This window comes from Streptomyces canus (assembly GCF_001514145.1).
In the GTDB taxonomy this organism is placed as follows: domain Bacteria; phylum Actinomycetota; class Actinomycetes; order Streptomycetales; family Streptomycetaceae; genus Streptomyces; species Streptomyces canus.
Genome location: NZ_KQ948663.1, coordinates 1 through 22,185, shown reverse-complemented (window position 1 = coordinate 22,185; position 22,185 = coordinate 1). Strand labels below are relative to the sequence as shown.

Here is a 22,185-nt window from a genome sequence, read left to right as displayed (position 1 = left end):
CGTAGCAACGACGCGAATCGACGGGAAGTGTCCATGCCAAAATCAACCATGATTTCGTGCACATGACAGGTTTGTTGACGCCTCCTCAACTGCCTTGTTCTACCCCCGTAGATGGCCCAGCCTTTACCTCAGCCCGGAGCGGAACGCGACGCTCCTGGTCGTGTGCGCGAGCACGCGCACACCCCCCACGGACGCGCGCCCGACCCAGGCGCGCGTCGCCCATGAGGAGGACTCCCTCGTAATGGCACAACTGCGTAGCAAGAAGTTCCGGTTCGCCGCGATAACCACCCTGGCGACCACCGCCCTCGTCGGCGGGCTCACCGCCCTGCCCGCCGAGGCCGCCCCGGCCGAGGGCAGGGTCCTCGCCTCCGGCTCCCCCACGGCCGTCAAGGACAGCTACATCGTCACCCTCAAGAAGCACGCGGGCTTCACGTCCTCGTCCAGCGAGGGCAAGGGGCTCATCAAGGAGTACGGCGGGACGGTCAAGAAGACCTTCGGTTCCGCGCTCAACGGCTACACCGCCACGCTCTCCGCGACCGAGGCGAGGAGACTCGCCGCGGACCCGTCGGTGGCCTCCGTGGAGCAGAACCAGACCGTCCGCCTGGCCGACACCACGCAGTCCGCCGCCCCGTGGGGCCTGGACCGCATCGACCAGGCCGCGCTCCCGCTCTCCGGCACGTACACCTACCCGGACACCGCGGGCAGCGGAGTCACGGCGTACGTCATCGACACCGGCGTCCGCATCACCCACAGCCAGATCAGCGGCCGCGCCTCCTACGGCTACGACGCCGTCGACGGCGACACCACCGCCTCCGACGGCAACGGCCACGGCACCCATGTGGCCACCACGATCGCGGGCTCCACCTACGGCGTCGCCAAGAAGGCGAAGATCGTTGCGGTGCGCGTCCTCGACAACGCCGGCTCGGGCACCACCGCCGGCGTCATCGCGGGCATCGACTGGGTCACCAACAACCACTCCGGTCCCTCGGTCGCCAACCTTTCGCTCGGCGGCGGCGCGTCCACCACCCTGGACACCGCGGTCAGGAACTCCATCGCGAGCGGCGTCACCTACGCCATCGCAGCCGGGAACAGCAGCGCCAACGCCTCCTCGTACTCCCCTGCCCGCGTCACCGAGGCGATCACCGTCGGCGCCACCACCAGCACCGACGCCCGGGCCAGTTACTCCAACTACGGCTCGGTCCTGGACGTCTTCGCCCCCGGCTCCTCCATCACGGCGGGCTGGTACACCAGCGACACCGCGACCAACACCATCTCCGGTACGTCGATGGCGACCCCGCACGTCGCGGGCGCGGCCGCGGTCTACCTCGCCGGCCACACCTCGGCCACCCCGGCCCAGGTCGCCACGGCCCTGGTCAACGGTGCCACGTCCAACGTGGTCACCAGCCCCGGCACCGGCTCACCCAACAAGCTCCTGAAGCTCGTGCCGTAGTACCTCAACAGGTGGCCCCCGGAGGTGTCTCACACCACCGGGGGCTCACCCGTGTCCAAGTCCGTACCAGTCGGCCTTGACGGCTCCCCCGGCACTGCGCGACATTGAAGCCCGGCATCCGGCGCTTTCTGGGGGGAAACGTCGCCCATGCAGACGACACGTATCGGAACGTCCTCGAAAACGTCGGGGAGAGACCTGACACCGCTGCTCGCGGGCGCCGCGACTGCTATTGGGGGATTCGGCGCACTGCTCGCGTTCATCGGCTCCGACTCGCCGCTGCGCGCCCCGCTCACGCTGTTCTTCCTGCTCGCGGCACCCGCCGCCGGCATCGCCGCCGCACTGCGCGGCTTCGATCCGTTCGCCCGGGTGCTGGCCTCGCTGGCCGGCTCGGTCGTCCTCAACATGCTGGTGTCCCAGGGCATGCTGGCCACGCACCGCTGGTCGGCGCGCGGCGGCGTCATGGCCATGGCCGTGATCAGTGCCCTCATCCTGCTGCTGGTGCTGATGTGGCGGCGCCGTGCGGCGAAGGGTCAGGACGCCTGACGTGGACATCAGCGTGTACCGCCCCGGCGAGCTGAGCGCCGCCGACCGGGCGGCGTGGAGCGCCATGCAGTCCAAGGCCCATCTGCAGGGCGCGCCAGGGCTGGCGAACCCGTTCCTGTCCCCCGAGTTCACGCTCGCGGTGGGCCGGTGCAGGCGGGGCGTGCGGATCGCCGTCGTACGGGAGCAGGGCGAGCCCGCCGCGTTCTTACCGTTCCAGAGAACCGCCGCCGGTGTCGGCCGGGCCGTCGGCCTCGGCATCTCGGACGCCCAGGGACTGGTGCACCGGTCCGGATTCACCTGGGACGCCCGGGAGTTGCTGCGCGCCTGCGGGCTCGCCGTCTGGGAGTTCGACCATCTGGTGGAGAACCAGGGGCCGTTCGAGGAGGAGGCCTCCGGCTGGTTCCCCTCACCGGTCATGGACGTCGACCAGGGCTACGAGACGTATCTGGCCGGACTGCGGGAACGCTCACCGAAGTTCACCCGCACCACGCTCGCCAAGGAACGCCGGCTGATCCGCACGGCGAGCGAGGTGCGCTACGTCCACGACGAACGCGACCCGACCGCCCTGCGCGTCCTGATGGGCTGGAAGTCCGCCCAGTACCGCAGGACCGGCCGCAGCGACCGCTTCGCGCACGAGTGGATCGCCCGGCTGGTGGAGCAGTTGTTCCACACCCGGTCCGGGCCGTTCGCGGGGATCCTGTCGGTGCTGTACGCCGACGGGAAGCCGGTCGCCGCCCACTTCGGGCTGCGCACCGAGCGCGTCCTGGCGTGCTGGTTCCCGGCGTACGACCCGCAGTACGCGAAGTACTCCCCGGGCCTGATCCTGCATCTGCGCATGGCCGAGGCGGCCGCCGCCGACGGCGTCGCGTACCTCGATCTGGGCCGGGGGCAGAAGGAGTACAAAGACTCCCTGAAGACACGGGAACTCACCGTGTCGGAGGGATGGGTGACCCGTCGGCACCCGGTCGCGGTCGGACACCGCGTCCGCCGGGTTCCGGCGCGGGCACTGCGCAACGCCGTGGTGGCGCGACCGGAGCTGTTCCAACCCGCCGACAGGCTGTTGAAGAAAGTGGGAAAGATCCGCTCCAGCGCGACTGTAACGGTCAAACCAACAAAAACGTGAGGCCTCGTTCCAGGTCTTGCCATACGGGTTCAATCGTCAATACCGTCATACATCACACCCGCACCGTCCCGTCATCGAGCGGCTCTAGGGGAGGGCTCAAGGACCGCGACGGGGGCGCGGGGCGCGGTAGGGGGGTGCCGTGCTCGGTGACCGCACTTTGTGACCGAGTCGTGCCGCGCGACCGGCTGTCGTTTCTTTGAACAAGCACAGCACGACGGCGGTCGGCCAGCTTTGCCAGCTCACCCGGCAGGTACGGAGATTCCCTCCGGCATGCCGTGAGTGAGAACCCCCCTTTCGAACCGGAGCAACAAGCCGGACCGCCCAGGGGCGGGCGGTCCACCGGACGAGAGGGAACAAGACTCATGAGTTCAGTTCTGCGCCCGGCGACTGCGGGCCAGGATGTGCCGACAGCCAGCCAGTACCGGCCCATCTCCACTCACCTGGCCATCACGCCACCGGTGAGTGTCGTCATACCCGCCATGAACGAGGCGGAGAACCTTCCGTACGTCTTCAAGACGCTGCCCGACTGGATCCACGAAGTGGTTCTGGTGGACGGCAACTCCACGGACGACACCGTCGCGGTGGCCCGCGGGCTGTGGCCCGAGGTGAAGGTCGTGAAGCAGCACGGCAAGGGCAAGGGGGACGCCCTGATCACCGGGTTCGAAGCCTGCACCGGTGACATCGTCGTCATGATCGACGCGGACGGCTCGGCCGACGGCAACGAGATCGTCTCCTACGTGTCCGCCCTGGTCTCGGGCGCGGACTTCGCCAAGGGGTCCCGCTTCGCCAACGGCGGCGGCACCGACGACATGACCTTCATCCGCAAACTCGGCAACTGGGCGCTCTGCACCATCGTCAACCGCAAGTTCGGAGCCCGCTACACGGATCTCTGCTACGGGTACAACGCCTTCTGGCGGCACTGCCTCGACAAGATCGACCTCGACTGCACGGGCTTCGAGGTGGAGACCCTGATGAACATCCGGGTGGTCAAGGCGGGGCTCAAGGTGCAGGAGATACCGAGCTACGAGTACCTCCGCATCCACGGCGCGAGCAATCTGCGGGCCGTCCGGGACGGGTTCCGGGTGCTCAAGGTGATCCTCGGGGAGCGGTCGAACCGGCGTGCGCTGCGCCGCCGTACCCATCACTCGCCGATGCTCGACTCGCGCCGGGGAGAGGTGTCTTGAGCGATCCCGACATCTCCGTCGTGATCTGCGTGTACACCGAGGACCGCTGGGAGGACATCCTCGCGGCGGTCGCCTCGGTGCGTACGCAGTCGTATCCGGCCCTGGAGACGCTGCTGGTCGTCGACCACAATCCGGTGCTTCTGGACCGACTGACCAAGGAGTACAAGGAAGTTCAGGAGGTCCGCGTGTTCGCCAACGAGGGCCCCCGCGGTCTGTCCGCGGGCCGCAACACGGGGATCGCCGCCTCGCGCGGCGAGGTGATCGCCTTCCTGGACGACGACGCCGTCGCCGAGCGGGACTGGCTGCGCCACTTCGCCTGCGGATACGCGGACCCGCGGGTCATGGCCGTCGGCGGCCGTACGATGCCGATCTGGGCGTCGGGGCGCCGGCCGGCCTGGTTCCCCGAGGAGTTCGACTGGGTGGTCGGCTGCACCTACAAGGGCATCCCGTCCGGCCTGGTCCGGGTGCGCAACGTCCTGGGCGGCAACGCCTCCTTCCGCCGCAGCGCCTTCGACGCCGCGGGCGGCTTCGCCACCGGCATCGGACGGGACGGCGACAAACGCCCGCTCGGCTGCGAGGAGACGGAGCTGTGCATCCGGCTGAGCCGGGCCAGACCGGACGCGGTCCTGCTGATCGACGACCGGGCGGTGATCCACCACCGGGTGCCCGAGGCGCGCGAGCACTTCGGGTACTTCCGCACGCGCGCGTACGCGGAGGGCCTGTCGAAGGCGCTCGTGGCCCGAAGTGTCGGCGCGGCCAAGGGACTTGAGTCCGAGCGCCGGTACGCCACCCGGGTGCTGCCGGCCGGGGTGGTGCGCGGGCTGCGGGACGCCGCGCTGTCCCGGCCGGGGGGTGCGGGACGAGCGGGCGCGATCGTCGCCGGGGTGCTCACCGCGGCCGGCGGGTATGTGGTCGGCACCGTCCGGGCGCGGCGGGGCGGTGCCACGTTCACGGTCGCGGACATCGAGGGGGAGAGAGATGGCTGAGCCGCCCGTACCGATCCTCATGTACCACGCGGTCGCCACCGACCCGAACGACGCCACCCGCGTGCTGTCGGTCTCCCCGGAGGGCTTCGCCCAACAGATGGAGGTCATCGGCGAGTTGGGTCTCACCCCGGTCAGGACGGCGGACCTCGCGGCCCGTTGGCGCGAGGGCCGGCCGCTGCCCGAGCGGCCCGTCCTGATCACCTTCGACGACGGCTACGAAGGCGTCCACCGCCACGCCCTGCCCGTGCTCGCCAAGCACGGCTTCCCGGCCACGGTGTTCGTCTCCACCGGCTGGATCCGGGGTGCGTACGACACGGGCGGCGGCCTGGACACCATGCTGGACTGGGACCAGGTCCGCGAACTCGCCGCGGCGGACGTCGAGATCGGCGGCCACACCCACACGCACCCGGAGCTCGACCAGCTCGACGACGGCGCGCTGCGCCACGAGCTGATCCACTCCAGGGAGATCGTCACCGACGAACTCGGCACCGCGCCGGCCTCGCTCGCCTACCCGTACGGCTACTCCAGCCGCCGGGTGCGCGAGGCGGTACGCGAGACGGGGTACGGCCAGGCGCTCGCCGTGAACAACGGCCTGGCGCGCCGGAGCCAGGGGCCGTATGCCCTCACCCGCCTCACCGTGCGCCGCAGCACCACGGCCGAGGAGTTCGAGCGGCTCGTCCAGGGCCGGGCGGTCGCCCGGGACTTCGCCAGGGACCGTGCCCTCACCAAGGGGTACGCGTTGGTCCGAAGAGCACGACAGGTCCGCCGGAAGGTCTCCCGTTCCCGTGTCTGACACGACGACCACGACCGAGCCCGAGTCGACCGCGGCGAAGGCGCCCGAGCAGTCGGGGCGCCGTCTTCGGCTGCCCGGCCTCGGCAGGGGCCGCGCGGGAGGCGGCAACCAGCTGTTCCGCAACGCCTACGCCCTGATGCTCAACACCGGTATCTCCGCCGTGCTGGGCCTCGGCTTCTGGCTGGCGGCCGCCCGCTACTACTCCGAGTCGGCGGTCGGTCAGGGCTCCGCCGCGATCGCCGCGATGAAACTCCTCGCGGGACTGACCGCGGTGACCCTGACCGGGGCGCTGGCCCGCTTCATACCGGTCGCGGGACGCGCCACCGGGCGCCTCATCGCCCGTACGTACACGGGCAGTTCGGTGGTCGTGGCGGTCGCCGCGGCCGTCTTCCTGCTCACCCTGGACATGTGGGGGCCGTCGTACCGCTTCCTGCACGGGACGGTGAACGGCCTCGGCTTCATCGCCGCCGTCATCGCCTGGAACGTGCTCACCCTCCAGGACGGGGTGCTGACCGGGCTGCGCAGCGCGCTGTGGGTGCCGGTCGGCAACACCGTGTTCTCGGCGGTGAAGCTGGGACTCCTGGTGGCGTTCGCGGTGGCGATCCCGACGGCCGGTGTCTTCGTGTCGTGGGTCGCGGCGATCGCCGTCTCGGTGCTGCCGCTGGGCTGGATGGTGTTCCGGCGTCTGGCGCCGCGCCATGTGAAGGCCACCGAGGACCACGCGAAGCCGCCCTCCTTCAGGGAGATCGGGCGTTTCCTCGCGGGCGACTACACCGGCTCGCTGTTCTCGCTCGCCGTGGTCTATCTGGTCCCGGTGATCGTGGCCTCGCAGGTCAGCTCCCAGGACAACGCGTACTTCTACATCACCACGACGATCGGCGGCACCTGCAACCTGCTCGCCATCAACATGGGCGCCTCGCTGACCGTCGAGGGCTCGCACGACCCGTCACGCCTGGCCGCCAACACCCGTGCCGCACTGAAGCGGATGGCGCGGATCATGCTGCCGGTGGCCGGCGTCCTGTTCTTCGGGGCGCCCTGGATCCTCGGTGTGTTCGGCTCGGGCTACGCGGACGCGGCCACCCCGCTGCTGCGCTGGTTCGCCGTCGGCGCGGTGCTCCGGGTCGTCATGGAGACGTACTTCGCGGTGCTGCGCGCGCAGAGCCGCACCTCCGGACTCGCCTGGCTGCAGGGCCTGTTGTGCGTGCTGGTGCTCGGTCTGACGCTGCTGCTCCTGCCGCGTATGGGGCTGACCGGAGCGGGCGTCGCCGAGATCTCCTCGCTCGCGGTGATCGTCGCGATCGCCGCCCCCAAGCTGTACCGGACGCTCCGGCACGCACCGGCCGACGAGGTCCCCGCGAGCGCGGCTCCCGACGGTGACCTCGCCGACCTGGGGGCGCGTGAGGTACCGGCCGCCGGCCGCACCCGCCGCCCCGGCTGGGCGCTTGACCAGGACACCCTCGCGCTGGGCATCCACGTCGACTTCGACCACCAGGAACGCCGTCCCGACGTACGCCCGGGCCCCGGCACCCCGCCCACGGGGACGCCCGTGCCGGGCGTGACGCGTGACCGGCCGACGTGGGCGCTGCAGAAGCCGTCCGACCTGGGGCTGCCGGTGGAGGCGCGGGAGCCGGGCTCCGAGTCCTCCGTCGGGCCGTCCGAGGCGGAGGTGGACGCGCCGTTCGAGGTGGCCTTCGACGCGGGCAAGGAGGTCGACGTACCGGAGGAGCCCGCCGTACCGGAGGAGGGCCCACAGTCCGCGGAGCCGCCGCCGCCGCGGCCGCTGTCCTGGCGGGAGCGGCTGCAACCCACCTGGCTCGGTGTGTTCCTCGGCTGCCTGCTGGCCGTCGCGCTGCTCCTGTACTGGGTGCCGGCCGCCGGCCTGGGCGAGGCCGACCTGGACCGGATGGGCGGGCTCGGGCTGATCTCGATCCTGCCGCTGCCCACACTGGCCGGCGCGGCGCTTCTGGTCGTGGTCTTCGCCTCGCTGCTCTGGCTGGGCCGTGAGCACAAGGCGCTGCTGCTGGTCACGCTGGTGGCGACCGTGTTCTCGCTGCACGCGCTGCCCGCGGTGATCGAGGCCGAGCCGCGGTTCGCGACGGCCTGGCAGCACCTCGGGTTCATCGACTACATCGACCGGACCGGCTCCGCGGTGCCCGACCTGGACGCCCGCTGGAGCTGGCCGGGCTTCTTCGCGGTGGCCGCGTTCGTGGCGCAGGCCTGCGGGGTCACGGACTTCACCGAGGTCATCCGCTGGTGGCCGACGGCGATCCAACTCCTCTACCTGGTGCCGATGTTCCTGCTCGTACGGCACATGCGGGCGAGTTGGCGGGCCAAGTGGACCGGCATCTGGATCTTCGTGCTCAGCGGCTGGGTCGGCCAGGACTACTTCTCCCCGCAGGGCTTCACCTATCTGCTGTACCTGGTGTTCGTGGCGGTCCTGCTCGTCTGGTTCCGCGCCCCGCGCGTGATCTGGACGAAGCGGCGGCCCGGCGAGGCCGAGGTCGAACCCACCAACCGCCGCCAACGGGCCGTCCTGCTGGCGGTGTTGATCGGTCTGTTCGCGGCGAGCGTGCCCGCGCACCAGCTCACCCCGTTCGTGATGCTCGGCGTGCTCGCGGCGCTCGTCCTGATCGGCCGCAGCGAACTGCGCGGTCTGCCCGTCCTGTTCGCCGTCATGGTGGCCGCCTGGATCGGGTGGATGGCCGAACCGTACTGGTCGGGACACTTCGACGACCTGTTCGGCGGGGTCGGCGGGGTCGGCGGCAACGTCTCCTCGTCGGTCTCCGGCCGTATCGAGGGCGGCAGTTCGACCCACAAACTGGTCCTGTACGTGCGTGTGCTGCTGGCGGGCGGGGTCATGGCCCTCGCCTGTTACGGCTGGTGGCGGCGGCGCGAACACAAGTACCGGGAAGCCGCGCTGCTCGTCCTCACCTTCGTGCCGTTCCTCGGCTTCGGCATGCAGTCGTACGGCGGCGAGATGGCCCTGCGGGTCTTCATGTTCGCCCTGCCGGGCGCCGGTCTGCTCGCGGCCCTGGCGCTCTTCCCGCGCACCGGCGTCACCGCGAAGGAGCGCGAGAAGGACCGGGTCAGCCTCGCCCCGGTGGCCGCGCTCATGGCGGGTCTGCTGCTCGTCGGTGGCTTCCTGGTCGCCCGGTGGGGCAACGAGCCGTTCGAGCGGATCCAGCCCGGCGAGGTCGCCGCCATGGACTACGTCTACGCGCACGACGATCCGACGGTCCGGGTGCTGTGGCTGTCCAACGACAAGGTGAACAACGTGACGCCGGCGATGCCGTGGGGCGCGAAGGACATGGAGAAGGTGTCCTACGTGCCGACGCTCGCGCCGACCGACCCGGTGCTGGTGTCCGGACTGGTGAAGTCGCTGAAGGACGCGGGACCGAACTCGTATCTGATGGTCAACGTCAGCCAGGTCACGTATCTGCGTCTGGACGTGGGCTATTCGAGGACGTGGGAGCCGAGGCTGCTCGACAACCTCGACAGCCGCAAGGAACTCAAGCGGGTCCTCACCAACGACGACGTGACCATGTACGCCCTGCGGGACCAGCCCGCGGGGAAGGTCCCGAAGGCCGATCCCGGGCCGATCGGGCCGCAGGTGACGTGGACGCCCTGGTCGGTCGTGGGGGCGCTCGCGGCACTGGCGCTGATCCTGCTGCTCTCGGCCCGTGAGGTCGTGCGGGTCGCGGTGCGGCCGGGCGTGCGGCAGCTGCGGTGGCTGCAGAGCAGTTTCTGGTTCGCGCTGCCGCTGCTCGCGGTGTTCCTGGCGGCGCTGGTGCAGCGGTTCCTGACGATGAAGTGACGCCCTTCGGACGTCATTCGGACGTCATTCGGAGGTCAAGTGGCTCAGCGGGTGAGCCACTTGACCTCGTACGCCTGCATGTCGAACTTCTTCCCGTCGATCTCGGCGCTGATCTGCCGATTCAAGGTGTTCACCACCAGAACGGTCCTGCCGGTGGCGAGGACGCGGACGTTGGGCACGTCGTCGGCGGCGACGGAGACGTTCTCGTACGCGCTCCCCGGCGGGAAGGCCTTGCTGAACCGGCTGACGAGGTCGAACATCGGCAGCTTTTTACCGCCGCCGCTGCCGCTGGTCGGCGTCCAGAGACAGCCCGCGCAGTCCGTGCCCTTCTCGTTCTCCGGGTTCCAGTAGAGGGCGGACGTGGTGCCGCCCTTGGCCAGCGCGATCATTCCGGCGGCCTGCACCGCGACCCGGCGGTTCTCGGACCAGCCCTCGCGTTCGTCCCGGCTGTCGGCGGGCTCGACGTAGTACTCGGCCCACCACAGCGGCAGGTTCCCGGTCTGCTGCCGCACCCACCGGCTCACCGCGGTGAACTTGTCGGTGGCCGCGAACTCGTTCGGCAGCAGCTCGTCGTCGTTGGTGTAGCTGGAGCCGTCCACGACCACGAAGTCGGCGCCGGTCTTGTTCCTGTTCCAGTAGTCGAAGGCGTCGAGGATCCGCTGGTCCATGGCGCCCCAGGCCCCCTTGAAGCCGGTGGAGGCGTCCTCGGAGCGTGGATCGACGCTGTCCATCACGAGATACGGCCCGCCCACCATGATCTTGGGGTTGACCTTCTTCAGCGCCTTGTAGACCAGGTTGTAGAGCTGGGTGTACCCCTCGTAGTCCCAGCGGGCCTTCGCGTCGTTCCAGAAGCCCTTGAACTCGTTCCAGACGATGAAGTGGCGTACGTCCGGGTAGCGCTTGGCGACGGTCGCGGCGAGCGCGGCGTAGTCCTTGAAGTGCGCGGGATCCGGCGCGGTCTCCAGTGCCGCCTTGCTCCAGTCGGTGTTGCCGACGCCCGCCTCGCCGCCCTTCATCCAGTCGGGAGCGCAGCACAGGGTCACGATCGGTGTGGAGCCGGAGGCGCGGATGAAGTCGATGCGCCGGTCCAGGTCCTCGAAGTCGTAACGCCCCTTGACGGGCTCGGGGTTGTCGGCGCCCCAGCCCATGATGTGCTGGTTCTGCGGGACTCCGCCCACGTCGGCCAGCAGTCCCTCGACGCGCTCGGTGGCGGCGGAGCTGCCCTCGTCGGCGCTGAACTGGGTGTGGGTGAACCCCCAGCCCACCTCCGGGGTCTCCGCGTCGGGTGTGCTCGTCGGAGTGCCGTGGACCTTGTCGCCGTTGCGCGAGGTGCCGTCGGTGCCCGCGCCGCTGCCCGGAAGCGTGTTGAGGAGGGTCACCACCAGCGCCAGAGCCGCCGCGCCCACACCGAGCAGCGCGGTGAGCCGCCACCGCCGTGCCCCCGAATTCCACTCATGACGTCCCATTGAGGGCAACGGTATCCGCGAACACACCTGTGCGGGCAGATGTCGGAGATGCACAGCTCCGTAACAGGACGTTGAGGACAGACCGGAAGCACGGGACAGCCGCGACACAACCGGCACACCACGGAAACCGGGTGCGGGTGGGGGTCCCGTGCCGGATCATGGGCGGCATGTCTGCGAACCCACACGACGCTCTGCCGATCCGGCTCAACGTCGACGACAGCGACTCACCGTCCGACGTCGTCGACGCGCTGTTCCTCGGCCGCTTCGCGACGGGCGAGCAGCCGTACTCCCACGCGGCCAACATCGACCGGGTCCGCACCGGGGCCACGCTCCTGCCGGCGGGCGCCCGGGTGCTGCGCGTCGCCCGCGACGACGACCGCAGCGCGACGCTCGCCGAGGGGGACGGCTGGACCCTGCTGATCTCCCGCTGGAACCGCGGCGCCGACGTCACCGTCACGGCCACCGACGCCGAGCTGGCCAAGAAGGTTCTCGACCAGGCCACCGACGGCGCGGCGGACGAGCCCGAGCCCCAGCCGGAGAACGTGACGATGGGGTTCTGGTACGTCTCCCCCAGGCGCGGCCCGCACCGCACGACCCGCCAGATCTCCGCGGGCACCTGGGACGAGGTCCGGGAGAACTACACGGCACCGGTCGCGGACGCGATGGACACCCTGATGAAGACGACGCCGGAGGACATCGCGGGCCGTCTGCTCCTGCTCCACGGCCCGCCCGGCACCGGCAAGACCTCCGCCCTGCGTACGCTGGCCCGCTCCTGGCGGGACTGGTGCCAGGTGGACTGTGTCCTGGATCCGGAGCGGCTGTTCAGCGACGTCGGCTATCTGATGGACATCGCGATCGGCGAGGACGACTCGACGGGCAAGGGCCGTTGGCGGCTCCTGCTCCTGGAGGACTGCGACGAGCTGATCCGCGGCGAGGCGAAGCACACGGCGGGCCAGGCTCTGTCGCGCCTGCTGAATCTCACCGACGGCCTGCTGGGCCAGGGCCGCAACGTTCTGGTGGGCGTGACGACCAACGAGGATCTGGAGCGCCTGCACCCCGCCGTGGTCCGCCCCGGCCGCTGTCTGGCCCGCATCGAGGTGGGCCCGCTGACCCGCCGGGAGGCGGTGGGCTGGCTCGGCACCGAGGAGGGCGTGGGCCGTGAGGGAGCGACCCTGGCGGAGCTGTACGCACTGCGGCGGGGGACGTCACCGACGGCGGTGCCGGAGCCGCGGCCCGGGGCGGACGCGGGGCTGTACCTGTAGTGCTTTCATAGGTCTATGACCCTGTTCGTCGGCACGTCGGGGTGGCAGTACAAGGACTGGCGGGGCGTCCTCTACCCCGACGGCGTCCCCGTGCGGCTCTGGCTGGAGCAGTACACGGAGCACTTCCTGACGGTCGAGATCAACAACGCGTTCTACCGGCTGCCGACCCGGGAGACCTTCGAGGCGTGGCGGGAGCGGGTGCCGGGGGACTTCGTGGTGGCGGTGAAGGCGAGCCGGTACCTGACCCACATCAAGCGGCTGAAGGACCCCGAGGAGCCGGTGCACCGCCTGATGAGCCACGCGCAGGGGCTGGGCCGGCGTCTGGGCCCGGTGCTGCTCCAGCTCCCCCCGACCCTGCGGGCCGACCCGCAGCTGCTGGACGCCTGCCTGGCCTGTTTCCCGTCGTCGACCCGGGTCGCCGTGGAACCCCGTCACGAGTCCTGGTGGACGCCGGAGACCAGAAAGGTCCTGGAGTCCCGCGGCGCGGCCCTGTGCTGGGCCGACGTCCGCGCCCGCCCGGTGACCCCGCTCTGGCGCACCGCCGACTGGGGGTACGTCCGCTTCCACGAGGGCCGGGCACGGGCGTGGCCGCACTACGGCAGACGGTCCCTGGAGACCTGGGCCGAGCGGATCGGGAAGACCTGGGCCGGGAACGAGGACGTGTACGCGTACTTCAACAACGACCCGAACGGGGCCGCCGTGCGGAACGCGCAGCTGTTCGCCTCGCTGTCTCAGTCCTCCCCGTAGGCCGCCCGCAGCGCGTCCCGTACGGCCGCCAAGGCGTCGCTCTCCGTCAGCCCCAGTCGCCTGGCCCGCTCGACGTACGCCTGGGCGGCCGATGCCAGCTCCCGTTCGGCGGCCGAGCCGGCGGCGGCCACGAACGTGCCGTTGCGCCCCCGTGTCTCGATCACCCCGTCGCTCTCCAGCGCCCGATACGCCTTGGCGACGGTGTTCGCGGCGAGCCCGAGCGACTCGGCGAGCCCGCGCACGGTCGGCAGCCGGTACCCCACCGGCAGCACCCCCGCCCGCGCCTGCCCGGAGATCTGCACCCGCACCTGCTCGTACGGCGGGGCACTGTCATCGATGTGGATCTTCAAGGTCACGAGCCGATTGTCCCGCACCCACCGGAAAATGAGAGGCACTCGTGCGACGCCCCCACGTAGCGTGCGCCTTCATGACCGTGATCGTGCGCGATCTGCGCGCCCAGGACCCGGCCGACGTCGAGAACTTCACGCACGCCCGCCATCTGACCCTTCCCCACGTGCTGTGGACCCCGGCCGGCGTCATTCACCGTACGGTCCACACCCACCCGGACGGCCACTACCGCTCCCTCGTCGCGGAGGAGGACGGCGAGGTGATCGGCACGGCCCAGGTCGGCCTCGCCCACGACAGCCCGGAGCCGGGCCGTGGTTACCTCAACATCTACGTACGCCCGGACCGCACCCGGCGCGGCGCCGGCGCCCTCCTCGTCCGCGTCGCCGAGGAGCATCTGGCGGCGCACGGCGCGACCAGGCTGTACTCCTGGGTGCTGGACGAGCCGCAGAACCGCATGTTCGCCGAGCGGCACGGCTACCGGGCCAGCCGCTCCGCGCACTTCCTGCGCCTGGACCTGGCGAGCGGCACGCTGCCCCCGCTGGGGACCCCTCCCCCGGGCGTCGAACTGCGCACCGGCGCCGACTTCGCCGACGACCCGCGCCCCTTCTTCGAGCTGGACGCGGAGACGGTGGGAGACGAACCGAGCGATGTGGACACCGAGTTCACGGACTACGACGTGTGGATCGAGGAGAACTGGAAGCATCCGCTCCTCGACCATGCCCTGACCACGATCGCCCTGGTCGACGGCCGCCCCGCCGCCTTCAGCGCCGCCCACACCGACGGCTCCGGCCGTTATGCCACCGCCATGACGGGAACCGCCCGCGCCTTCCGCGGCCGGGGCCTCGCCAAGCTCACCAAGAACGCCTCCCTGCACCGCGCCCGCGCCGCCGGCTGCACGCAGGCCCTCACCGGCAACGACGCCGGCAACGAACCCATGCTCGCGATCAACAAGTGGTTCGGATACGAGATCTGCGCCACGGAGGTACGTCATGTCCGCGAACTCACCTGAGTCCGTTCAGCGTGTGGACGTCGTCCTGCTCAAGGCGGGGCGCACGAAGATCCGTTACGAGGCCGAGCTCCTCACCGACGACGGCACCCGCATCACCGTGCGAGCCCCCTGGGCGGGCGAGGGCGTCCGCGACTTCGGCTTCGTCCGCTTCGAGCCGGGCGACGTCTTCACCGAGCACTACTGGCGTGACCGCTGGTACGCCGTCAAGGAGGTCCGCTCCTCGGACGGCACCCTGAAGGGCTGGTACTGCGACATCACCCGCCCGGCGGCACTGAACGGCGCCGAGTTGGTCGTGGAGGACCTGGACCTGGACCTGTGGGTCTCGGCAGACGGCACGGACGTGCTGCGCCTGGACGAGGACGAGTTCGAGGAGAGCGGTCTGGCGGAGAGGGACCCGGAGGCGGCGTCGGCGGCACTGGCAGCTCTGGACGACTTGGAGGCCATGGCCCACCCCACCAGGGGCGCGGGGCTGTATCAATATGCGGCTCCGCCGCGGGGCGCGACCAGCCACAACGACGCCGCAGTCGACACTCCACCCCCCTTCCCACCCCTTTAGTCGCCCGTCACCACCACCGCATACCGCTCGTCATCCACGTCCTTCCCCCACAACAGGGAGTCCCCCGACAACCGCTCCACACGCACGCCCCCACCGAGCGGCTCCGCCAACCCCGTCACCACCTCGGCCGATATCCCGACCGCCCCCCAGACCCCCTCCACCAGCACCAACCGCCCGCCCGGCCGCAACAACCCCCACCACCGCCGCAGCACCCGCCCGGGATCCGGCAACGCCCACAGCACATGCCGGCCGAGGACCACATCGAACCGCTGCTCCCCCACCGGAGGATGCGCGGCGTCACCGACCAGGAACGCCGCGTCGCGTCCGGCAAGCTTGGCGCGCGCCAGTTCCACCATCGCCGGCGAAAGATCCACCCCGGTCACCCGATGCCCCTGCTCGGCCGCGAGGAGTGACAGGCTGCCGGTCCCGCACCCGAGATCGAGGACGTCGGACGCCCTTCCCGGCAGCCACCCCCGCAGCCGCTCGGCCCAAGCGCCCCTTACCCCGGGGTCCCGCAACCCGTGATCCGGCTCCTCGTCGAAGGACCCCGCTTCGGCGTCCCAGTCCACGTCAGCCGCGCCACCCCTGCTGTCACTGTTCTCCGTCATGCGCCCAAGAGTGACACCCGCCACTGACACTCGAATCGTGACAGCCGCCACTGACAGACCGGTAACCGATGAGGAACTCTCCCCAAAAGGGTCTACCTCCGTGAGAACGCGGAACTCGGTAGGCACTGAAGGAGGCAGTCATGCGCCGTACCACCGTGCAGAAGCCCCTGAAGAGGACGGACGCCCGGCGACTCCCCGAGGAGGCCGACGAGCGCCCCGCGGGACGACCCGAGGTCCGCAAGGACATCGCGCGGACCTGGTGGCCCGACGGCTGACGGCGGCAGGCGCGCCCCGTATCAGACCAGTCGCTTGCGGTAGTGGACGCGGTCGTAGGGCCCGTCCACTCGCCGTTCCACGACCTCATAACCGAACTTCGGATAGATCTCCTGGTTCTCCCACATCATCGCGTTCGTGTAGAGCCTGACCTCGGGCAGGCCCAGCGCACGCGCGTGTGCCTCGACGAACCGCAGCAGCCGTCCTCCCACGCCCTGTCCCTGGGCGTCGGGGCGGACGGCGATGTTGTCGAGGTAGAGGTGGTCGGGGTGCGCCTCGACCACCACGAGTCCGACCACCGGGTCGCCGGTGACGAACACCTGCCCCGCGGCCACGTTCGCCGCGTGGTCCCGCTCCATGGGCTGGGGTACGCGTCCGATGCGCTCGATGTAGTGCTCGTACGCCGCGTCGGTCAGGGCCTTCACAGTCGGCACGTCGGCCGCCTCGGCGGGTCGGATCTCGTCGTTCGTCATGCGCGCACGGTAACTGTCTGATCTCCGCCTCAGCACTCCCTTAAGAGGGCCATAAAGATCGCCACCGACCGTCACAAGCTGGGGATTTCACGGTTTCTTTGATCCGGCACCCACCAGTACCGGTTCCGAGGAGATCCCCCATGCCCGCACGCCGCAAGGCCGCAGCCGTCGTCGCCGTCGGCCTGACCCCGCTCGCCCTGACCGCACTGGCCGCCGGGTCCGCGTCCGCGCACGGCTCGATGGGCGACCCGGTCAGCCGGGTCTCGCAGTGCTACGCGGAGGGCCCCGAGAGCCCGAAGTCGGACGCGTGCAGGGCGGCGGTCGCGGCGGGCGGCACGCAGGCGCTCTACGACTGGAACGGCGTCCGCATCGGCGACGCGAACGGACGGCACCAGGAACTGATCCCGGACGGCCGGCTGTGCAGCGCGAACAACGACGAGTTCAAGGGGCTCGACCTGGCCCGCGCCGACTGGCCGGCGACGAGCGTGAGCAGTGGGTCGTACACCTTCAAGTACCGCGTGACCGCTCCGCACAAGGGCACCTTCACGGTGTACCTCACCAAGCCGGGCTACGACCCCGCGCAGCCGCTGGGCTGGGACGACCTCGACCTGTCGAACCCGGTCGCGACGGCCACCGACCCGGTCGCCTCGGGCGGCTTCTACACGTTCTCCGGCACGCTCCCGGAGCGCTCCGGGAAGCAGCTTCTGTATGCGATCTGGCAGCGCTCGGACAGCCCGGAGGCGTTCTACTCCTGCTCGGACGTGACCTTCGGCGGCGACTTGGGTGGCACGGCGAGCAGTCCGACCCCGGTCCCGAGCGCCTCCGCTCCCTCCGAGGAGCAGATCGAGGACGGCACCGGCAAGTCGACGGTGGAGCACGACGGGCATGGCGACGACGACGCCAGTACGTCGGCCGAGCCGGTGGCCGAAACGGCGAGCGTTCCGGCCAACGACGTGAAGTCGGCGGGCACTTCGCAGAACCTCGCCGAGACGGGTGGGGACAGCAGCACGTCGTATCTCGCGATGGGCGGTGCTGCCGCGCTCGCGGCCGGCGCGGCGATCCTGTTCGGTTCGGTGCGGCGGCGCGCGGCGAACGGCGGTGCACGGCAGGGCCGTTGACCGAACGATCTCCGGGGCCTGACCGGCGGCTCAGGCCGGACAGGCCCCGGCGTCGGTCAACTGAACGCCGACGCGCAGGTGGTGGGGGTGGCGTGGGCGGGGTCGAGGGCGTTGGCCACCTCGTGGAAGGCGATCCGGTCGAACAGCCCGATGGCCACGTGCTCGGAGAGATCGAGCGCACACAGGTCCTGCAGCAGGACGTTGTGGACGCCGGATCCGCTGAGGAACTGGCTCCGGTACGGCGTGACGACCTCGTCGTACTTGGTGGCGAGGACGGTGTACTTGACGCCGGGTACGGTGTCGCCGCCTTCGTTGAGTTTGGTGAGGAAGGGGGAGCCGACGACCTGGTCGGCGAGGGCCGGGGTGTGGGTGGTGAGCAGGTCCTGGATGCCCGGGAAGTACGGCAGCAGGTTGGTGATGCCGGACAGGGTGGTTCCGTGGTTGTCGGGGGCGATGCCGACGAGGGCGTTCACCTTGGCGGCTCCGCCGAGGAACTTGAGGTAGTAGCGGGGCATCAGGCCGCCCTGTGAGTGACCGACGAGGTCGGTCTCGGGGGCGCCGGTGGCGGCGAGCACCTTGTCGACGAAGGTCTTCAACTGCTCCGCCGACTTGTCGATGGGGCCGAGGCCGTAGAAGAGGGGTACTCCGGAGAGTTGGCCGTAGTCGAAGGAGAAGACGCAGTAGTCGCGGTTCTCCAGGTAGGGGGCGAGGGCCAGCCAGTTGTCCACGGAGTTGGCGAAGGTGCCGTGGACGAGGACGACGGGGCGGGGGTGCGCGGCGGAGGGCTTGCAGGAGTAGTCGTTCCATCCGCTGCTGGGAACCTGGGCGGCTTGGGCGACCCCGGCGGCGGGGACAAGGGCGACCGCGGCGGTCAGGAGCAGGGCGGCCAGGGGTCTGAGGGCTCGTTTCCAGGGCAGCATCGTGTGATCTCCTTGCGGCTCAAGGGAGTTGCGATGGCCTTACGCCCTGTGATCCGGATCACGAGGATGCTGTTCAATTCGAAAGTTACGGACGAGTAGTGCACTTGTGAAGTTACGCGTCAGTAAAAACTTGCAGTGTTAACCGCGCCATATGCATCCACTGATGAACCGTCACCAGGTGGGCCTGATGGGACCATGGGGAGCAATGCGCCCCAACCGGTCGCACAATGCGCGCACATCGCTCTCGCCGAGTACATCGGTCCACGACCGCACGGCCTCCGCTGCGGCCTCCTCTGCCGCACGCGTGCAGGCCCACCCCCGCTCGGTCAGCACGACGAGCCGGGCCCGCGCGTCCACGGGATGCGGCCGCCGCTCGGCGTACCCCTTGCGCACGATCTCGTCGACCAACTGGCTCGCGGCCTGCTTGGTCACGCCGAGGTGACCTGCCAGCTCCGTGACCGTGGCCCCGTCCGGCGCGAGCCGCGTGAAGGCGAAGCCCCAGGCGGGCCGCGCCTCGAACCCCCGGGCCACGACCCCGTCGTTGATGCGCTGGGTCAGGTCACCGGCGGCGGCGAGCAGGGCGGCGGCCAGGGCGAGGGCTTCGGAGTTCTGCACTCAGGCATTGAAACACCCTTGACGAATTGGTCAAGCAGCTTGACCATGGAGGCATATAGTCAAGTTGCTTGACCATCTATGGACCCGGAGGTCCCGCATGCCCGTAGTCCGCTCGTCCGATGCCGTCACCCATGAGATCCACGGCGCCCGTTTCGTCTCGTACGCCACTCCCCTCAGCGGCGCCAAGGAGCTCTGCGCCTGGCGCGGCGAGATCCCCGCGGGGACGAAGGCGCCGGCTCACACCGTCAACCGCGAGGAGATCTTCCATCTGCTCATCGGCGAACTCCTGATCACTCTCGACGACACCACCCATCGGATCACCGCGGGCGACACGGTGATCGTCAACCCCGGCGCGACCTTCGCCGTCGAGAACCCCACCGATCACACCGCCCTCACCTGGGTCACCACCTCCATCGGCCTGGAGGCGGAACTGGCCGACGGCACCCGCATCACTCCGCCGTGGGCCAACTGACCTACGCGGCCAGGGTTCCCGGCAGCACCGCCAGCGGCCCGAACCTCGCGCGGGCGCGGTCCGCGGCCTCCTCGATGCGGCGGAGCTTGTCGTCGGTGGGGTCGAAGGTGAGCTGGTGGGAGGCCTGTTCGGCGGGGTCGAGGCCCTCGGCGCGCAGGGAGACGGAGCGGACCCGGGCACGCTGGAGACCGAGGGCCTCGTACATGTCGTACGCCGCCCTGGTCAGGGCCACCGAGTGGGCGGTGGGTTCACCCAGGGTGCGGCTGCGGGTGGTCGCGGTGCGGTCGGCGTAGCGCACGGTGAGGGTCAGGGTGCGGCAGACCTTGTCGAGGGCGCGCAGCCGGGAACCCAGTTCCTCGGCAGCGGAGAGGAGCGCGCGGCGGTGCCGGTCGGGGTCCAACTCGTCGCGGGTGAAGGGGCGTTCGGTGGCGAGGGAGTTGGAGACGCCGTTCGGGACCACCCGGCCGCGGTCCACGCCGTTCGCCTTCTCGTGCAGTTCGCGGCCGGCCTTGGCGCCGACCAGGCGCTGGAGCGTGGACAGGGGTGCGGCGGCAACCCGGCCCAGGGTGTCGAGGCCGTACTCGCACAGGACGCGGGCGGTCGCGCCGCCGACGCCGGGGAGCGCGGCGACGGGCCGGCCGGCGAGGAAGTCCGCCACCGCGTCCCCGGAAACCGCACAGGTCACCCCGGGCCGGGCGTCCTTCAGCGCCATGCGGGCCAGCATCGGCCCGGGCCCGGCGCCGATCGCGCAGTCGACGCCGTGCAGGGCGAGGGCGCGGACCCTGATCACCGAGGCCAGCTCGACGGCGTCCCGCTTGAAGTACCGTTCGGCGCCCCGCAGATCCGCCAGTGCCCGGTCCGGCGGCAGCGCTTCGACGACCGGCGTGAACTCCTCGAGGAGGCCTAGCAGTTCGGGCAGGGCCGCCTCCCTCGTCGGCGGCAGCTGGAAACGTACACAGAGGATGGTCATCCCGCACTCCCCGGGCTCTGGTGCCACAACTTCCGTACCTGTGAAGGCTCTTGACCCGCCGGTCGCAGATCGGCCCATGGATGCAGTTCGTATCCCGTCGGCATTTGGATTCGCCTGCCGCCGGTCGGATCCGCGGCCGCGTCCCCGGCCCTGACCGGCATCGGCTCCGCCAGCCGTGCCGCCACCGCGTCGAGGCCTTCGCCGTCCCGCAGTTCGACCAGTTCGGCGAGGTTCCAGGCGGCCGCGCCCACCACGCTGAGGCTGCGCGGGCCGCGCCGCTGCACCACCCCGCGCACCAGCAGCAGCCAGGAGTGGAAGACGGTATGTGCGCAGGCGTCGTGGGAGTCGTCGAAGAAGGCGAGGTCGACCAGGCCGGTGCCGTCGTCCAGAGTGCTGAAGATGACCCGCTTGCCGGACCGGATCGGCGGTGTCTGGGTGGCCGCCTTGGCACCCGCGACCAGCACGGCCTCACCGTGCCGCGCCTCCCGCAGCCGTCGCGCGCTGACCACGCCCAACTCCGTCAGGAACTCCTGGTGGTCGTCCATCAGATTGCGCGAGACGTCCATCGACAGCACCCCCAGCTCGGCGCTGAGCTTCTCCGTGGAGGAGAGATCCGGCAGCCCGGCCGAGGCCGTCTTCCTCCCGCCGGACAAGGGGAGTTGGGCCCCACGGCCGCCGCGTGCGCCCCGGTGCAGCTCGGTCAGGTGCAGTTGCAGATCCCGCCGGTTGGCGCCGAAGGCGTCCAACGCCCCTACTTGCGCCAGCCGTTGAGCCACCGGACGACTCGGATGCGCCCGCTCCCAGAAGTCCAGCAGTGAGGCGTACGGCTGCCCCTCGGCGATCCGTGCCGCCTCGGCCTCGCTGATGCCGTGCACGTCGGAGAGGGCCAGCCGAAGTCCCCACACGGCAGAGGATTCAGACACCAGTTCGATTCGATGGGCGACCCCCGACTCGTTCACGTCCAACGGCAGGATCGGCACCCCGCGCCGCCGCGCGTCCGCCAGCAGCAGCCGCTTCGGATACATCCCGGGGTCGTGCGTGAGCAGCCCGGCGTAGAAGGCCGCCGGGTGGTGCGCCTTCAGCCACGCCGACTGGTACGTCGGTACGGCGAAGGCGACCGCGTGCGCCTTGCAGAAGCCGTACGACCCGAAGGCCTCGACGATCTCCCAGGTCCGCTGAATCGTTTCCGCGCTGTATCCGTTCGCCGCCGCGTGCTGCGCGAACCAGAACCGGATCCGCCCCTGCGACTCCGGGTCGGACAGCCCGCGCCGCACCCGGTCCGCCTCACCGCGCCCGCACCCGGTCATGATGTCGACGATGTCGATGATCTGCTCGTGGAAGACGACGACTCCGTACGTCCCCTTCAGCGGCCGCTCCAGATCCCGGTGCGGATACCGCACGGGCGCCCGCCCGTGCCGCGCCTCGATGAACGGGCGCACCATGTCGGCGGCGACC

22 protein-coding genes are annotated in these 22,185 nt (G+C 70.3%); 14 read left to right on the top strand and 8 right to left on the bottom strand.

Annotated features, from left to right (window positions below):
* The first annotated feature begins 241 nt into the window (after positions 1–241).
* The 7 genes from AQJ46_RS24925 (at position 242) to AQJ46_RS24895 (ending at position 9,893) form a co-directional block, all read left to right on the top strand.
* Positions 242–1,450 (top strand): S8 family peptidase, encoded by a 1,209-nt coding sequence (locus AQJ46_RS24925; protein ID WP_059207746.1) that lies wholly within the window; start codon positions 242–244, stop codon positions 1,448–1,450.
* A 147-nt stretch (positions 1,451–1,597) separates the two neighbouring features.
* Positions 1,598–1,993 (top strand): hypothetical protein, encoded by a 396-nt coding sequence (locus AQJ46_RS24920; RefSeq protein WP_225887393.1) that lies wholly within the window; start codon positions 1,598–1,600, stop codon positions 1,991–1,993.
* A 1-nt stretch (position 1,994) separates the two neighbouring features.
* Positions 1,995–3,116, top strand: a complete 1,122-nt coding sequence (locus AQJ46_RS24915; RefSeq protein WP_059207745.1) for a GNAT family N-acetyltransferase — start codon at positions 1,995–1,997, stop codon at positions 3,114–3,116.
* Positions 3,117–3,478: 362 nt separating this feature from the next.
* Entirely contained in the window at positions 3,479–4,300 is an 822-nt protein-coding gene (locus AQJ46_RS24910; protein ID WP_059207744.1) for a glycosyltransferase family 2 protein, read from the top strand.
* Positions 4,297–5,286 carry a glycosyltransferase family 2 protein gene (locus AQJ46_RS24905; protein ID WP_059207743.1) on the top strand — a complete coding sequence of 330 codons (990 nt, stop codon included), beginning with the start codon at positions 4,297–4,299 and terminating at the stop codon, positions 5,284–5,286. Before AQJ46_RS24910 ends, AQJ46_RS24905 begins: the two co-directional genes overlap by 4 nt.
* Positions 5,279–6,079: a polysaccharide deacetylase family protein gene (locus AQJ46_RS24900; protein ID WP_059207742.1), complete on the top strand. Its 801-nt coding sequence runs from the start codon at positions 5,279–5,281 to the stop codon at positions 6,077–6,079. The genes AQJ46_RS24905 and AQJ46_RS24900 overlap by 8 nt, the downstream gene beginning before the upstream one ends.
* Positions 6,072–9,893, top strand: coding sequence for a lipopolysaccharide biosynthesis protein (locus AQJ46_RS24895; protein ID WP_059207741.1), 3,822 nt, complete (start codon positions 6,072–6,074; stop codon positions 9,891–9,893). Before AQJ46_RS24900 ends, AQJ46_RS24895 begins: the two co-directional genes overlap by 8 nt.
* 44 nt (positions 9,894–9,937) lie before the next feature.
* Here the strand turns inward: AQJ46_RS24895 and AQJ46_RS24890 are convergent, their stop codons facing one another.
* Entirely contained in the window at positions 9,938–11,359 is a 1,422-nt protein-coding gene (locus tag AQJ46_RS24890; protein WP_059207740.1) for a GH39 family glycosyl hydrolase, read from the bottom strand.
* 167 nt (positions 11,360–11,526) lie between these two features.
* Here AQJ46_RS24890 and AQJ46_RS24885 point away from each other — a divergent pair, with 167 nt between their 5' ends.
* Together AQJ46_RS24885 and AQJ46_RS24880 are read left to right on the top strand one after the other, a co-directional pair.
* A complete protein-coding gene (locus AQJ46_RS24885; protein WP_059208035.1) occupies positions 11,527–12,621 on the top strand; it encodes a DUF5925 domain-containing protein in 1,095 nt (364 codons plus the stop codon).
* 15 nt (positions 12,622–12,636) lie between these two features.
* Positions 12,637–13,368, top strand: coding sequence for a DUF72 domain-containing protein (locus AQJ46_RS24880; RefSeq protein WP_059207739.1), 732 nt, complete (start codon positions 12,637–12,639; stop codon positions 13,366–13,368).
* Here AQJ46_RS24880 and AQJ46_RS24875 read toward each other — a convergent pair.
* Complete coding sequence (locus tag AQJ46_RS24875) at positions 13,353–13,724, bottom strand: GntR family transcriptional regulator (RefSeq protein WP_208616982.1); 372 nt, start codon at positions 13,722–13,724, stop codon at positions 13,353–13,355. The two genes, AQJ46_RS24880 and AQJ46_RS24875, sit on opposite strands and share 16 nt — an antisense overlap.
* 71 nt (positions 13,725–13,795) lie before the next feature.
* Between AQJ46_RS24875 and AQJ46_RS24870 the strand changes: the two genes are divergently transcribed.
* Together AQJ46_RS24870 and AQJ46_RS24865 are read left to right on the top strand one after the other, a co-directional pair.
* On the top strand, positions 13,796–14,725 hold the full coding sequence (locus AQJ46_RS24870) for a GNAT family N-acetyltransferase (RefSeq protein ID WP_059208034.1): 930 nt from the start codon (positions 13,796–13,798) through the stop codon (positions 14,723–14,725).
* A complete protein-coding gene (locus AQJ46_RS24865; protein ID WP_079072423.1) occupies positions 14,706–15,281 on the top strand; it encodes a DUF402 domain-containing protein in 576 nt (191 codons plus the stop codon). The genes AQJ46_RS24870 and AQJ46_RS24865 overlap by 20 nt, the downstream gene beginning before the upstream one ends.
* On the opposite strand, the gene AQJ46_RS24860 is transcribed toward AQJ46_RS24865, so the two are convergent.
* Entirely contained in the window at positions 15,278–15,889 is a 612-nt protein-coding gene (locus AQJ46_RS24860) for a class I SAM-dependent methyltransferase (protein WP_059207737.1), read from the bottom strand. The two genes, AQJ46_RS24865 and AQJ46_RS24860, sit on opposite strands and share 4 nt — an antisense overlap.
* A gap of 140 nt (positions 15,890–16,029) precedes the next feature.
* Here AQJ46_RS24860 and AQJ46_RS58485 point away from each other — a divergent pair, with 140 nt between their 5' ends.
* On the top strand, positions 16,030–16,164 hold the full coding sequence (locus AQJ46_RS58485) for a hypothetical protein (RefSeq protein ID WP_020117828.1): 135 nt from the start codon (positions 16,030–16,032) through the stop codon (positions 16,162–16,164).
* Positions 16,165–16,185: 21 nt separating this feature from the next.
* On the opposite strand, the gene AQJ46_RS24855 is transcribed toward AQJ46_RS58485, so the two are convergent.
* Positions 16,186–16,635, bottom strand: coding sequence for a GNAT family N-acetyltransferase (locus AQJ46_RS24855; protein WP_057614450.1), 450 nt, complete (start codon positions 16,633–16,635; stop codon positions 16,186–16,188).
* 140 nt (positions 16,636–16,775) lie between these two features.
* Here AQJ46_RS24855 and AQJ46_RS24850 point away from each other — a divergent pair, with 140 nt between their 5' ends.
* The gene (locus AQJ46_RS24850; RefSeq protein WP_059207736.1) at positions 16,776–17,753 is read left to right on the top strand and encodes a lytic polysaccharide monooxygenase auxiliary activity family 9 protein; all 978 of its coding nucleotides are present in this window, start codon (positions 16,776–16,778) and stop codon (positions 17,751–17,753) included.
* 56 nt (positions 17,754–17,809) lie between these two features.
* Here the strand turns inward: AQJ46_RS24850 and AQJ46_RS24845 are convergent, their stop codons facing one another.
* Both AQJ46_RS24845 and AQJ46_RS24840 read right to left on the bottom strand, forming a co-directional pair.
* Positions 17,810–18,673 carry an esterase/lipase family protein gene (locus tag AQJ46_RS24845; RefSeq protein WP_059207735.1) on the bottom strand — a complete coding sequence of 288 codons (864 nt, stop codon included), beginning with the start codon at positions 18,671–18,673 and terminating at the stop codon, positions 17,810–17,812.
* A gap of 171 nt (positions 18,674–18,844) precedes the next feature.
* On the bottom strand, positions 18,845–19,288 hold the full coding sequence (locus tag AQJ46_RS24840; protein WP_057614453.1) for a MarR family winged helix-turn-helix transcriptional regulator: 444 nt from the start codon (positions 19,286–19,288) through the stop codon (positions 18,845–18,847).
* 97 nt (positions 19,289–19,385) lie between these two features.
* On the opposite strand from AQJ46_RS24840, the gene AQJ46_RS24835 reads away from it, so the two are divergent.
* Positions 19,386–19,760, top strand: coding sequence for a cupin domain-containing protein (locus AQJ46_RS24835; RefSeq protein WP_059207734.1), 375 nt, complete (start codon positions 19,386–19,388; stop codon positions 19,758–19,760).
* A 1-nt stretch (position 19,761) separates the two neighbouring features.
* Here the strand turns inward: AQJ46_RS24835 and AQJ46_RS24830 are convergent, their stop codons facing one another.
* On the bottom strand, positions 19,762–20,730 hold the full coding sequence (locus AQJ46_RS24830) for a DNA polymerase Y family protein (protein WP_059207733.1): 969 nt from the start codon (positions 20,728–20,730) through the stop codon (positions 19,762–19,764).
* On the bottom strand, positions 20,727–22,185 hold a 1,459-nt coding region (locus tag AQJ46_RS24825), incomplete at its 5' end, for a helix-hairpin-helix domain-containing protein (protein ID WP_404828483.1). The genes AQJ46_RS24830 and AQJ46_RS24825, both read right to left, overlap by 4 nt.

Excerpts from the sequence above, each read along its gene's own strand:
- AQJ46_RS24885 (WP_059208035.1), top strand. The coding sequence starts at position 11,527 with ATGTCTGCGAACCCACACGACGCTCTGCCGATCCGGCTCAACGTCGAC.
- AQJ46_RS24870 (WP_059208034.1), top strand. The coding sequence starts at position 13,796 with ATGACCGTGATCGTGCGCGATCTGCGCGCCCAGGACCCGGCCGACGTC.
- AQJ46_RS24835 (WP_059207734.1), top strand. The coding sequence starts at position 19,386 with ATGCCCGTAGTCCGCTCGTCCGATGCCGTCACCCATGAGATCCACGGC.
- AQJ46_RS24900 (WP_059207742.1), top strand. The coding sequence starts at position 5,279 with ATGGCTGAGCCGCCCGTACCGATCCTCATGTACCACGCGGTCGCCACC.
- AQJ46_RS24860 (WP_059207737.1), bottom strand. The coding sequence starts at position 15,889 with ATGACGGAGAACAGTGACAGCAGGGGTGGCGCGGCTGACGTGGACTGG.
- AQJ46_RS24855 (WP_057614450.1), bottom strand. The coding sequence starts at position 16,635 with ATGACGAACGACGAGATCCGACCCGCCGAGGCGGCCGACGTGCCGACT.
- AQJ46_RS24845 (WP_059207735.1), bottom strand. The coding sequence starts at position 18,673 with ATGCTGCCCTGGAAACGAGCCCTCAGACCCCTGGCCGCCCTGCTCCTG.
- AQJ46_RS24880 (WP_059207739.1), top strand. The coding sequence starts at position 12,637 with ATGACCCTGTTCGTCGGCACGTCGGGGTGGCAGTACAAGGACTGGCGG.
- AQJ46_RS24865 (WP_079072423.1), top strand. The coding sequence starts at position 14,706 with ATGTCCGCGAACTCACCTGAGTCCGTTCAGCGTGTGGACGTCGTCCTG.
- AQJ46_RS24850 (WP_059207736.1), top strand. The coding sequence starts at position 16,776 with ATGCCCGCACGCCGCAAGGCCGCAGCCGTCGTCGCCGTCGGCCTGACC.
- AQJ46_RS24830 (WP_059207733.1), bottom strand. The coding sequence starts at position 20,730 with ATGACCATCCTCTGTGTACGTTTCCAGCTGCCGCCGACGAGGGAGGCG.
- AQJ46_RS24890 (WP_059207740.1), bottom strand. The coding sequence starts at position 11,359 with ATGGGACGTCATGAGTGGAATTCGGGGGCACGGCGGTGGCGGCTCACC.
- AQJ46_RS24925 (WP_059207746.1), top strand. The coding sequence starts at position 242 with ATGGCACAACTGCGTAGCAAGAAGTTCCGGTTCGCCGCGATAACCACC.
- AQJ46_RS24910 (WP_059207744.1), top strand. The coding sequence starts at position 3,479 with ATGAGTTCAGTTCTGCGCCCGGCGACTGCGGGCCAGGATGTGCCGACA.
- AQJ46_RS58485 (WP_020117828.1), top strand. The coding sequence starts at position 16,030 with ATGCGCCGTACCACCGTGCAGAAGCCCCTGAAGAGGACGGACGCCCGG.
- AQJ46_RS24920 (WP_225887393.1), top strand. The coding sequence starts at position 1,598 with ATGCAGACGACACGTATCGGAACGTCCTCGAAAACGTCGGGGAGAGAC.